Below are 13111 nucleotides of genomic sequence, written 5' to 3'. Positions count from 1 at the left end.
GGCAGCGACGAGGGCCGCCAAAGCGAACGATCAGGTGGCGATGCAACCGTCGCCGCGGATGATGTCCGCTGCCTTCTCTGCGATCATGATCGTTGGGGCGTTGGTGTTGCCACTCACCAGGGTGGGCATGACGGATGCGTCGATGACGCGTAGCCTGTCCACGCCGCGCACTCGCAACGAAGCGTCGACGACGGCATTGCGATCGTTGCCCATCCGGCATGTCCCGACTGGGTGATAGATCGTCTCGGCAGTCGCACGGACCCAGGCATCGATGTCGTCGTCGCTGCGAATCGCGGCGCCCGGTGCAAGCTCGGCGTCGCGATAGGGGTCTAGTGCCGCTTGTGCGGCGATATCGCGCCCGATCTTCACCGATTGACGAAGCACGCGGCGGTCCTCCGGCGTCGCAAGGTAGTTTGCCTCGATCAGTGGATCATCGAGCGGATCGGCCGATCGCAGGCCGATGCGGCCACGGCTCTCGGGTCGCAATTGGCACAGGTGCAGGGAGAAGCCGTCTTCGGTCGCCTTCGTCTTGCCGTGGTCCCGCATGATCGCCAGGACGGCGTGGATCTGGATGTCGGGATGGTCCAGGCCCTCACGTGACGGGATGAATGCGCCGGCCTCAAGGAAGTTCTGCCGTCCAACGCCTTTGCCGGTAAGGGCATAGCGCAGACCGACCCCCAATTGGCGAAGGCCCTTCACTTCGCTGAACACCGTCCGCAATCCCCGGCTGCGCCAGTTCATGATGACATCGAGGTGATCCTGCAGGTTTTCGCCGACGCCGGGCAGATCGTGGATCGGCGCAACGCCCGCCGTTCGCAGCCGTTCGGGGGCGCCGATGCCGGAAAGTTGCAGCAGGTGTGGCGATTGTACCGCGCCGGCGGCAAGCAACACCTCGGCGCGTGCATCCGCCTGATGAAGCGTCCGACCGATCGCATAGTCGACACCGACCGCGCGGCCGTGTTCGACCCTGATCCGGGTCGTGCGGGCGTTGGTGGCGATGGTCAGATTGGTGCGGGCGAGGGCGGGCGCCAGATAGGCTTCCGCTGCCGTCCAGCGCCGGCCATCCCCGATGGTGAGGTCATAGGGTCCGAAACCTTCGGGCCGGGCGCCGTTGAAATCGTCGGTGACCGGATATCCCGCCTGTCGCCCCGCTTCGATGAAGGCGGTGTTGAACGGACTGGTGCTTTCGCCCGGCGAAATGCGCAGCGGACCGGATACGCCATGTAAGGCACCGCCACGATGGTGGCTTTCCAACTTGCGGAAATAGGGCAGGACGTCGTCCCAGCCCCATCCCGCAAGCCCGGTTTGCCGCCAGCGATCATAATCGCGCGGGTGGCCGCGCGAATAGATCATGCCATTGATCGCGGAACTTCCACCCAGACCCCGTCCACGCGGCCACCAGAGCCGTCTGCCATCGAGATGCGGTTCGGGCGCCGTCCAGAATCCCCAATTGTGCTTGCTCTTGGATTTGATGAGCTCACCGACGCCTGCGGGCATGCGCACCAGCAATTCGCGGTTGTTGCCGCCCGCCTCGATCAGCAGCACCGATGCCGCAGGATCTTCGGACAGGCGTGAGGCAAGGACGCATCCGGCCGATCCGCCGCCTATGACGATATAGTCGAAGCTCCGCTGAGGCATGGTCTCTCCTGCGCGGCCATATCGGCCGTCGTATCGGGGGTCGGATGGCAAAGAAGCGCGATCATCTCTTCCATCAGCGTGGTGCGATCGAGTTCGGGCGCATGAACCTTGCTAAGCCCCAGGGTCATTAGCGCATAGGCGCGAACCATCGCGTCATGACGTGCGAAGCCGTTTGTTTGCAGGCAGGTCGCGAGAAAGCCGATGACCTGGTCGTCATGTCGCTCGACAGCCAGGCGGGCGCGGACGTCGCTCTCGGCCCATGCCCGCATCGCGATCGACAGTCGCGACATGCCACGCCGCCGCACCACCTCGGCAAGCAAACGGATGCGGCCCACGGGGTTCACCTCCGCCCTTGTGATCGCATCGATCAATTCGGCGATCTGCGTTCCGGCAAAATAGTCCGCGAGATGACCCTGATAGCCGTCGAAATCGGCGAAGTGATGGTAGAAGCTGCCAGTGGAGACGCGCAGTTCGCTGGCCAGCGGGCGCAGCTTGAGGGCGCGCAGACCACCGCGGCGGAGCAGGGATTGACCCGCCTCCAACCAGTCGCGCGGCGACAGGTCGGTGGAGCGCGCTGTCGCCGGATCGCTTCTCGCCATGACGAACGTTATGCCGGCAGGAGGACGCGGTAAAGGGGATCAGTCTTCGCTTCGTACGCCGGTGACGGCCAACAGCGAGACGCTACGCGACGAGCGGTCCACGCGCAGAGCGACATAGCCACTGGCTCGTGGAAGGCGTAGTTCGAAGCCGTCCGCCGCCTTCCAGTCGGCTGCGGACATCGCCTGGCCGTCTAGCCGACACCATTGCGACGCGGCGTAAGGACCGTCGTCGTTCAGCTCGTTCTCGATGCGGAATTCTGCCAAGGCCACGACGAACGCTTCCAAACTGCGGTCGCGCCGGTCCCAATCGACCCAGCTGATCGCATTGTCCTGCGCATAGGCATTGTTGTTGCCGCGCTGGCTGCGGCCGAATTCGTCGCCGGCGCTCAGCATGATCGTGCCGCGCGAAGCGAACAGCGTCGCCAGCAGCGCGCGCGCGTCCCGGGCACGCCTGGCAAGCACCACGGCATCGTCGGTCGGTCCCTCGACGCCGTTGTTCCAGCTGAGGTTTTCGCCATGGCCGTCGCGATTGTCTTCGCCGTTGGCGTGATTGTGCCGCTCGGCATAGGCGACCGTATCCGCCAGGGTGAAGCCATCATGGGCGGCGAGGAAGTTGACGGTGCGGGTGTCACCGGCGCCGAAGACATCATCCGAGCCGGCCAATCGGGTCGCCAGATCACCGATCGCGCCGTCGCCGCGCCAGAAGCGGCGGACGTCGTCGCGATAGCGATCGTTCCATTCCAGCCATCCGGCGGGAAATGCGCCGAGCCGGTAGCCGCCGGGCCCGATGTCCCACGGCTCCGCAATCATCACGCGGTCCGCCAGCAGCGGGTCCGCCGCAATGGCCGCGAAGATCGGGGCGTCGGCATGAAAACCGGGACCACGCGCCAGCACTGGCGCCAGATCGAAGCGAAAGCCGTCCACGCCCAAGGCGGCGAAGTGCCGCAGACTGGCGAGTGTCAGGTCCCTTACCTCCGCCCGCGCGAAATCGAGTGTGTTGCCCGTGCCCGTGTCGTTGATGAGCGTACCGTCGGCGGCGCGGGCATAGTATATCCGATCGGCGAAGCCCCGTAGCGACAGCGTCGGACCATGAACGTCGCTTTCACCCGTGTGATTGAACACCAGGTCGAGGATCACGCCGATGCCTGCCGCGCGAAGTGCCGCGACGGTGTCGCGCAACTCGGCAACGCCGCCGGGCGCGAGACGCGGATCGATCGCCATCGGCACGACCGGATTATACCCCCAGGCATTGGTGAGGCCGAGGGGGGAAGATGCCGTTCATCGATCCAGGCAACGATCGGCATCAATTCGACCGCTGCCACCCGCAGTCGTTGCAGGTGAGCGATCACCGCCGGATGGGCAAGCGCCGCCACCGTCCCGCGCTGCGCCACCGGCACGTCGGGATGCAGTTGCGTAAAGCCGCGGACGTTGAGTTCGTAGATCAGACCCCCCGGGGTGAAGAGCGGCGGCGCGAGTGTTGTTGGCGAGGTTGGCGGCGGCACGATCGCCCACGGCACCAGCCCTGCGGTGTCTGCGCCGGGTTCGCCAAGCTGCGGATCATAGCGAAACGGACGATCGAGTTCGACCGCATACGGGTCCATCAGCAGTTTCGCCGCATCCGACGCCGCGCGATAGCCGTATCGCTGGCCGGGGCGCACGCCGGGTAGCGAGACCGTCCAGATACCATCCGTTCCGGACATGGCGACATGATGTTCGACGTCCCCGTCGAACAGGCACAAGGTAACCCGACCAGCGGAGCGCACGGCGAAACGGGTGCCGGTCGCATCGGCACAAGCGCCGAGCGGGACGTGGGGCGGGTGTTCGCCGTGCATTGCGTCGTTCTCCGAAATCCACATCGGCGATCGGGACGGGGCGGGACGGCCCGGCGGGTCTGCCGGAATCAGGTCACCACGTCCGGGGCATGACGGCCGGTATGGCGGACGATGCCGGCAATTTCGTCAGCCGCAGCGACGATATCCGCCAGCATATCGCCCGTATCGCGGTCGAGGTCGCCCCCGGCTGGTTCGTAGCGCTCCAGATACACGCGCAGCGTCGCGCCGGTCGTGCCGGTACCGGACAGGCGGAACACGACGCGGCTGCCGCCTTCAAACAGGATGCGCACGCCCTGATGGCTGCTGACCGATTGATCGGTCGGGTCGGTATAGGCGAAGTCGTCCGCCGTGAAGATCGTCAGCCCCGCGACCGTCCTGCCCGGAAGAGCGGCGAGTGCACCGCGCAATGCGGTCATCAACGCGTCGGCGGTTTCGGTGTCGACGCCCTCATAATCGTGGCGGGCATAATAATTGCGGCCATAGGTCGCCCAATGGTCGCGTGCGATTCCATCGACCGACTGACCGCGTGCCGCCAGGATGTTGAGCCACAGGAGCACCGCCCACAATCCGTCCTTTTCACGGACGTGATCCGACCCGGTGCCGGCGCTTTCTTCACCGCAGATCGTCGCCATACCGGCATCGAGCAGGTTGCCGAAGAACTTCCATCCGGTCGGCGTTTCATAGATCGGCACGCCGAGCCGCTGCGCAACGCGATCGGCCGCGGCGCTGGTCGGCATCGACCGGGCGATCCCCCGCAGCCCGTCGGCATAGCCCGGCGCGAGGTGCGCGTTGGCGGCGAGCATGGCGAGACTGTCCGATGGCGTGACGAAACGGTGGCGTCCGATGATGAGGTTGCGATCGCCATCCCCGTCCGACGCCGCACCGAAATCCGGCGCATCCGGCGCCATCATCGTCTCGTACAGGGCGTGGGCGTGGACCAGATTGGGGTCGGGATGATGGCCGCCGAAATCCTCCAGCGGCGTCCCATTCCTCACGGTGCCATGTGCGAAGCCCAGCCGGCGTTCGAGGATCTCGGTCGCGTACGGGCCGGTGATCGCGTGCATCGCATCGAATGCCATCGTCAGTCCGGCGGCGCGGATCGCCGGGAAATCGAACAGCGTCTCCATCAGTGCAGCGTAATCCTGCACCGGATCGACGATCTCGACCACCATGTCGCCGACCACGACCTCACCCATGCTATCCAGGTCGACGTCCGGCGCGTCGACGGTCAGCCAGCGATCGATGGTCTTCGTTCGCGCATACAGCGCATCGCCGACCTGTTCGGGAGCGGGGCCACCGTTGGCGATGTTGTACTTGATTCCGAAATCCTCGTCAGGCCCGCCGGGATTGTGGCTGGCCGACAGCACCAGTCCGCCCAGCGCCCCGCGGCTGCGGATCATGTGGCTGGCAGCCGGTGTCGACAGCAGTCCGCCGCGGCCGACGACGACGCGGGCGAAACCGTTCGCCGCGGCCATGCGGATAGCCTTCTGGATGACGTCGCGGTTCAGGTAACGCCCGTCACCACCGATCACCAGCGTCGCACCGGCCTTGCCGTCGATGACGTCGAACACCGACTGGACGAAGTTCTCCGCGTAATTGGGCTGCTGGAACACCTTCACCTTCTTGCGCAGGCCGGACGTGCCGGGCTTCTGGTCGGTGTAGGGCGTCGTCGGGACGGTGCGGGTCATGCGGTTCCTGTCAGGCTCTTGTACAGATCGGCGTAGCGGCGACCGCTTTGCGCCCATGAAAAGTCGGCACGCATCCCGTTACGCTGGATCGTGCACCAAAGGTCGGGTCGCGCATAGGCGGCGATGGCGCGGCGTATCGCGTGCGCGAGCGTATGATAGTCGGTCTCGCCATGCTGGAAGCCGGTAGCGACGCCGGCTGCCAGCGCTGCCTCGTTCGCATCGATCACGGTGTCCGCGAGGCCACCGGTTCGCGCGACGATCGGCACGCAGCCATAGGCGAGGCCATAGAGCTGCGTCAGACCACATGGTTCGAATCGGGACGGGATCAGAATGGCATCGGCCCCGCCTTGCAACAGGTGGGAGAGCGGCTCGTCATAGCCGATCGTGACCCCGATGCGGCCGGGATGGCGCGCCGCCGCCGCAAGGAATGCCGCCTCGAGATGGGCATCGCCGGAACCGAGCAGCGCCAGTCGGCCGCCGAGCATGACGAGTTCGTCGAGGCATCGTACCAAGACGTCCATGCCCTTTTGCCACGTCAGGCGGCTGATCACGGTGAAGATCGGTCCGTCGCCCCGGTCCAGGCCGAACATCGCCTCCACACCGCGTTTGTTCAGCTTGCGCCGGCCGAGCGCGCGGGCGGTGTAGCGCGTGGGAAGGGCTGGATCGCTGTCCGGGTTCCAGACAGCCGGATCGATGCCGTTGACGATTCCCTGGACATGGTCACGACGGGTTTCGATCAACCCTTCCAGTCCCATCCCGAACCGGCCTTCCCGGATTTCGGCGGCATAGGTCGGGCTGACGGTGGTGATGGCATCGGCCGATTGAAGCCCGGCCTTCAGGAAGCCGACGCCGCCATAATATTCGACCCCGTCTATTCCATAGGCCGCATCGGGCAGATCGAGTTCGGCGAAAACCTCCGCATCGAACTGTCCCTGGAAGGCGATGTTGTGGACGGTCATCACGCTGGGAATCGGGCGGCTTCCGGCCGCACGATAGCGAAGGTAGGCCGGCGCCATCGCCGCCTGCCAATCGTGCGCGTGCAGCAGGTCGAAGCGCATGGCGTCCGCGACGTCTGCCGCCGCGCGCGACAATGCCGCAAAGCGATGCCAGTCGTCGTCCGCGCCATATAATCCGCCCGCGCGTGCGAACAGGGCAGGGGCGTCGAGCACCAGCAGGGGATGCGTGCCGAGCCGAGCGGAGAGCAGACGCGCCTCCACCCCCATCAAGTCCGTCCAGCGATGAACGACCCTCGCCCCCTTCACCGCCCTGCCCACCAAGGGATAGCCGGGGATAAGCGTGGTGGTCGCAACGCCGTGGGGCGATAACGCACCGGGCAGCGCGCCGACGACATCGGCAAGGCCGCCCGTCTTGACGAGCGGGAACGCCTCGGACGCGACCGACAGGACCTTGAGCGGCGCGGCCGACGTCACGATTGCAGGCGGTCGATCATCGGTTGCGTGATCAGGCAGATGCCCTTGTCGGTGCGGCGGAACCGGCGGCTGTCGAGATCGGGGTCCTCGCCGACGACGAGGCCGTCGGGGATGACGACGCCGCGGTCGAGCACCACCCGCTTCAGCCGCGCGTTGCGGCCGATGTGGCAATAGGGGAGGACAACCGCCTCATCGAGCGAGGAAAAGCTGTGCGCCCGGACGCCTGTCGACAGCAGGCTACGCTGGATCGAGGATCCCGACACGATGCAGTTTCCGGATACGAGGCTGGACACCGCCGACCCGCGGCGACCGTCCTCGTCGTGCACGAACTTGGCGGGCGGCGTGATCTCCGAATAGGTCCACAGGGGCCATTCGTGGTCGTAGACGTCAAGTTGCGGGATGATATCGGTGAGGTCGATGTTCGCCTCCCAATAGGCATCGACGGTGCCGACGTCGCGCCAATAGGCGGCGGGCTCCTCGCTGGTGCGCACGCAACTGGCGGAGAAGCGATGCGCCTGAGCATGGCCGTGCTTCACCAGATAGGGGATGATGTCCTTGCCGAAATCGCGGGCCGATCCCGGCGTATCGGCGTCGCGGCGCAATTCCTCGATCAGGAATCTGGTGCGGAACACGTAGATGCCGAGGCTGGCGAGCGCGGTGTCGGGCTGGCCGGGGATCGACGGCGGATCGGCGGGTTTTTCGACGAAATCGATGATGCGATCGGTTTCGTCGACGTGCATCACGCCGAATGCCACCGCCTCCATCCGCGGCACCTCCATGCAGGCGACGGTGACGTCGGCACCGCTGTCGCAATGCTGCTGGAGCATGATCTCGTAATCCATCTTGTAGATGTGATCGCCCGCCAGGATCACCATATACTCGACGTTATACGCCTCGATGATGTCGATGTTCTGGAACACCGCATCCGCGGTGCCTTCATACCATTGGAATTCGCTGACGCGCTGCGATGCGGGCAGGATGTCGAAGCTTTCGTTGCGTTCGGGACGCAGGAAGTTCCAGCCGCGCTGCAGATGACGGATCAGCGAATGCGCCTTGTATTGCGTCGCCACGCCGATGCGCCGGATGCCCGAATTGATCGCGTTCGACAGGGCGAAATCGATGATCCGGCTCTTGCCGCCGAAATAGACCGCGGGCTTGGCGCGGGTGTCGGTCAGTTCCATCAGGCGGCTACCGCGTCCGCCGGCCAGCACGTATGCCATCGCGTCGCGCGACAGCGGCTGTCCTCTTCTGTCTACCATTCGCACCCTCCTGTTATCCTCACCGGCCGTTTCAGCCGTCGTATTCCAGCATCACCGTGGCAAGTGGCGGCAGCGTCACCCATGCCGCACCGTTTTTCGCCTCGACACCGCCCAGATTGCCCAAGCCCGATCCCCAATAGTCATGGGCATCGGAATTGATGATCTCACGCCAGCGCCCGTCATGCGGCAGCGGCACGCGATAGGGTGCGCGCGCGACCGGCGTCAGGTTGGCGATAACTGCAACCGGCCTCGTACCAGGCGCCTTGCGTAACCAGGCGAATACCGAATTGGTCGCATCGTCGCCGATCAGCCATTCGAACCCCTCCGCCTCACAGTCGCGAGCATGCAGCGCCGGCGTGTCGCGATACACGCGGTTCAGTTCGCGAACGAGTTTACGAACACCTTCGTGCGCAGCAGAATTGCGCAATTGCCAGTCGAGCGCGCGGTCCTCACTCCATTCCCGGCGCTGGGCGAACTCCTGCCCCATGAACAGCAGCTTCTTGCCGGGATAGCCCCACATGAAGGCATAATAGGCGCGCAGATTGGCAAATTGCTGCCAATCGTCGCCAGCCATCTTCGTGAGCAGAGAACCCTTGCCATGCACGACCTCGTCATGGCTGAGCGGCAGGACGAAATTTTCGTCGAAGGCATAGACGAAACCGAAGGTGATCTCGCCATGATGATGGCGGCGATGCACCGGCTCACGGGCGAAATACTGGAGCGTGTCATGCATCCAGCCCATGTTCCACTTGAAGCCGAAGCCGAGATTCTGCCGTGGCCCTTCTTCAAACGCAGGCATTGAGACGCCCGGCCAGCTGGTCGATTCTTCGGCGATGGTGAACGCGCCCGTCTGCTTGCCGTAGACGGCGCGGTTCATGTCGCGGAGGAAGCCGACGGCCTCCCAATTCTCGCGTCCGCCCTGCTCGTTGGGAATCCATTCGCCGGCCTCGCGGCTATAGTCGCGGTACAGCATCGAGGCGACCGCATCCACGCGCAGGCCGTCGACATGGTAGCGTTCCGGCCAGAACAGCGCGTTGTTGATAAGGAACGAGCGGACTTCGCGCCGCCCGAAATTGTAGATGGCGGTGTTCCAGTCGGGGTGGAAGCCAAGCCGCGGGTCCTCGTGTTCGTACAGCGCGGTGCCGTCGAAGCGGGCAAGGCCATGCGCATCGACCGGGAAATGCGCCGGCACCCAGTCGAGCAGCACGCCGATCCCGGCTTGGTGCGCCCCGTCGACGAACCGCGCAAAGCCGTCCGGATCGCCGAACCGTGCCGATGGTGCGTAGAGGCCGGTCGTCTGGTAGCCCCATGACGGATCATAGGGATGCTCGCTGATCGGCATGAATTCGATATGGGTGAAGCCCAGATCGACGACATAGGGGATGAGGCGGTCGGCAAGGGCGTCCCACGACAGATACCAGCCGTTGTCGTCCCTGTCCCAACTGCCGGCGTGCACTTCGTAGATGCTCATCGGCACGCGGCGCGGATCGACCTTTGCCCAGGTTTCGCGATGCGAGTCGTCGCCCCAGACGTGAGTGGGCGGCGCGGTGGTGATCGACGCGGTCTTCGGACGCAATTCGGCAGCGAAGGCGAACGGATCGGCCTTGAGCGGTTGCATCCTGCCGTCCGGGCCGACGATCGCGAACTTGTAGCTGCGACCGGCGCCGATGTCGGGGATGAATATCTCCCACACGCCGACATCGTTTCGGCGCCGCATGACGTGGCGCGCCGCATTCCAGTCGTTGAAGTCGGCGACGATCGAAACGCGCTGGGCGTTCGGCGCCCATACGGCGAAATGCACGCCCGACGCACCCTCGTGTTCGATCAGATGCGCGCCCATCTTGTCGTACAGGCGGAAGTGGGAACCCTCGGCGATCAGGTGATCGTCGGTCGGACCCAGTACCGGACCGAAGCTGTACGGATCGGTGACCCACCATTCGGCGCCATAGCCCTGCGCCCGGTATTTCACCGGCTGGGGTGCACCGGCGACCACGCCTTCGAACAACCCGTCCGTACCGACCTGCGACAGTAAGCCGATTGAGACGCCCGCGAGATCGTAGGCTTCCGCAGTCTCGGCGCCCGGTATCCACGTCCGGGCGAACGTGCCGCCCGGCCCGGCGAACACGCCAAGGAGGGAAAACGGATCGTCGTGGCGCCCGTCGAGAAGGGCGGCGATGGCGCCAGGCGGTGGTTTCACATGACACCCCAAATCTGCTTGGCATATTCGCCGATCGTCCGGTCGGACGAGAACCAGCCCATATTGGCGACGTTGAGTATGGCTGATCGCCCCCACGAATCTGCGTCGTTCCATTTGGCATCGACATCGCGTTGCGCTGCGGCATAGGCATCGAAGTCGGCGGCCAGCATGAACCAGTCATGGTCATACAGGCCGTCCATCAACCCTTTGTAACGGCTCGGATCGTCGGGAGAGAATACGCCGGAAGCGATCGCATTCACGGCCTGTGCGAGTTCGGCAGAACCTGCGATCACATCACGTCCACGATAGCCGCCGGCCCGCTTCTCTGCGACTTCGTCCGCGGTGAGCCCGAAAATGAAGATGTTGTCGTCGCCGACGTGATCCTTGATCTCGATATTTGCGCCGTCCAGCGTCCCGATCGTCAGGGCGCCGTTGAGCGCGAACTTCATGTTGCCGGTGCCGGACGCCTCCATCCCGGCGGTCGAAATCTGTTCCGACAAGTCGGCGGCTGGGATGATCCGCTCCGCCATGCTGACGTTGTAGTTCGGTACGAAAGCGACCTTCAGAAGGTCGCCGATGGCCGGGTCGGCATTGATCCGCTTGGCGACATCGTTCGCCAGTTTGATGATCAGCTTGGCGTTGTGATAGCTGGACGCCGCCTTGCCGGCAAACAGCTTGACGCGCGGCGTCCACCGGCGTTCGGGATGGCTGCGGATCTGATCGTAGAGAGCGACCGTTTCGATAATGCCGAGCAGCTGCCGCTTGTATTCGTGAATACGCTTGATCTGAATATCGAAGATCGCGTCAGGGTCGAGCGTCAAGCCCATGCTTTCCTTGATATAGGTCGAGAGTGTCACCTTGTTGGAACGCTTCACGGCTGCGAAACGCTCCCGAAATGACGCATCGTCTGCGAAAGGGACCAGCGCGGTCAGTTTGGCGGCGTCGTCCTGGAAATCGGGACCGATGGCCTCGCCGAGCAGTGCGGTGAGGCCGGGGTTGCACTGTTGCAGCCAGCGCCGCGGCGTGATGCCGTTGGTCTTGTTATTGATCCGGTCGGGATAGAGGCGGTGGAGATCGGCAAAGACCGTCTTCTTCATCAGTTCGGTGTGCAAGGCGGCGACGCCGTTGACGCTGTGACTGCCGGCGAAGGCGAGGTTGGCCATGCGTACGCGTCGTTCGCCACCTTCGTCGATTAGGCTGATCGCGGCGATCGCGCGACCGTCGATGCCCTCTACCTTGCTGGCCTCGCGCAGCAGCTTAGCGTTGATCGCATAGACGATCTGCATGTGGCGGGGCAGCAGCCGTTCGAACAGCGGCAACGGCCAGCTTTCCAGCGCCTCGGGTAGCAATGTGTGATTGGTGTAGCCGAAGGTCGCGCGAGTGATGTCCCACGCCACGTCGAACGGGAGTTCATGAAAGTCGGTCAGGATGCGCATCAGTTCAGCGACCGCAACTGCCGGATGCGTATCGTTGAGCTGGATCGCCGCCTTGTCCGCCAACGTCCTGATATCGCCGAAATACTGGACGTGGCGACGGACGATGTCCTGGATCGAGGCGGAGGAGAAGAAATATTCCTGCCGAAGGCGTAATTCCTGTCCAGCAGGTGTGCTGTCGTTCGGATACAGCACGCGGGTCAGCGTTTCCGCACGCAACTGGCCATCGAGCGCGCCCTTGAAATCACCGGCATTGAACTGATCGAGCTTGATCGGGTCGAACGCGCGAGCATTCCACAGCCGCAGCGTGTTGACCCGCTTGCCGCGCCAGCCGACCATCGGCGTATCGAAGGCGACCGCCTCTACCGCTTCGGCAGGCGACCAGTGGACCCGCCCCTCGGCGGCGCTCGTCACTTCCCCGCCGAAGCCGACGAAATAAGCGCTCTCGCGGCGTTCGAACTCCCACGGATTGCCGTGTGCGAGCCAGTTCTCGGGTAGCTCCATCTGCCAGCCGTCGTCCAGCCGCTGGCGGAACATGCCGTTCACGTAGCGGATGCCATAACCGTAGGCGGGCAGGTCGAGGCTGGCGAGGCTTTCCATGAAGCATGCCGCCAGCCGGCCGAGGCCGCCGTTGCCCAGCGCGGCGTCAGGCTCGATCTCCTCGATCTGGGCAAGGTCGACGCCCAGCGTCGCCAGCGCTTCGGCGACTTCGTCGTCGTGGCGAAGGTTCGACAAGGCGTCGCGCAGCAGTCGGCCGATCAGGAATTCGAGGCTGAGATAATAGACCCGCTTGGCACCCGCGGCGTGCGCCGCTTTCGTCGATTCCATCCAGCGTTCGATGATCTCGTTGCGCAGCGTGAAGATCGTCGCCGCCAGCCAGTCGTGCGGTCGGGCGGCCTGCGCGTCCTTGCCGATCCGGTGAACCAGCGTGTCGACTATGGCAGAGGCAAGGGCGGTCGAGGCGGGGACGGTAGCGGCGGGTGCGGTCGGGGAGCGGCGATCTGGCTGTCTGTCACGATGCATCCGGGGATAGGG

The 13111-nt window shown here is 64.6% G+C and carries 7 protein-coding genes and 1 pseudogene; all 8 read right to left on the bottom strand.

Going from position 1 to position 13111, the window contains the following annotated elements; translation table 11 throughout:
- Positions 1-30: 30 nt before the first annotated feature.
- The 8 genes and pseudogenes from GTH33_RS14285 to GTH33_RS14250 all read right to left on the bottom strand — a co-directional run bounded on the left by GTH33_RS14285 (position 31) and on the right by GTH33_RS14250 (position 13099).
- Complete coding sequence (locus GTH33_RS14285; protein ID WP_163958963.1) at positions 31-1638, bottom strand: choline dehydrogenase; 1608 nt, start codon at positions 1636-1638, stop codon at positions 31-33.
- A complete protein-coding gene (locus GTH33_RS14280; protein ID WP_163958962.1) occupies positions 1605-2237 on the bottom strand; it encodes a TetR/AcrR family transcriptional regulator in 633 nt (210 codons plus the stop codon). Before GTH33_RS14280 ends, GTH33_RS14285 begins: the two co-directional genes overlap by 34 nt.
- Before the next feature lie 39 nt (positions 2238-2276).
- Positions 2277-4069, bottom strand: a pseudogene (locus GTH33_RS14275) (glycogen debranching protein).
- A 68-nt stretch (positions 4070-4137) separates the two neighbouring features.
- Entirely contained in the window at positions 4138-5757 is a 1620-nt protein-coding gene (locus tag GTH33_RS14270; RefSeq protein ID WP_163958961.1) for an alpha-D-glucose phosphate-specific phosphoglucomutase, read from the bottom strand.
- Entirely contained in the window at positions 5754-7187 is a 1434-nt protein-coding gene (gene glgA, locus GTH33_RS14265; RefSeq protein WP_163958960.1) for a glycogen synthase GlgA, read from the bottom strand. Before glgA ends, GTH33_RS14270 begins: the two co-directional genes overlap by 4 nt.
- Complete coding sequence (gene glgC, locus GTH33_RS14260) at positions 7184-8446, bottom strand: glucose-1-phosphate adenylyltransferase (RefSeq protein WP_163958959.1); 1263 nt, start codon at positions 8444-8446, stop codon at positions 7184-7186. The genes glgA and glgC overlap by 4 nt, the downstream gene beginning before the upstream one ends.
- A 31-nt stretch (positions 8447-8477) precedes the next feature.
- Positions 8478-10643, bottom strand: a complete 2166-nt coding sequence (gene glgB, locus GTH33_RS14255; RefSeq protein ID WP_163958958.1) for a 1,4-alpha-glucan branching protein GlgB — start codon at positions 10641-10643, stop codon at positions 8478-8480.
- Positions 10640-13099 carry a glycogen/starch/alpha-glucan phosphorylase gene (locus tag GTH33_RS14250; protein WP_163958957.1) on the bottom strand — a complete coding sequence of 820 codons (2460 nt, stop codon included), beginning with the start codon at positions 13097-13099 and terminating at the stop codon, positions 10640-10642. Before GTH33_RS14250 ends, glgB begins: the two co-directional genes overlap by 4 nt.
- Positions 13100-13111: the final 12 nt, after the last annotated feature.

The organism is Sphingomonas insulae (assembly GCF_010450875.1).
Taxonomy (GTDB): Bacteria; Pseudomonadota; Alphaproteobacteria; order Sphingomonadales; family Sphingomonadaceae; genus Sphingomonas; species Sphingomonas insulae.
This window is presented reverse-complemented; position numbering and strand designations above follow the sequence as displayed.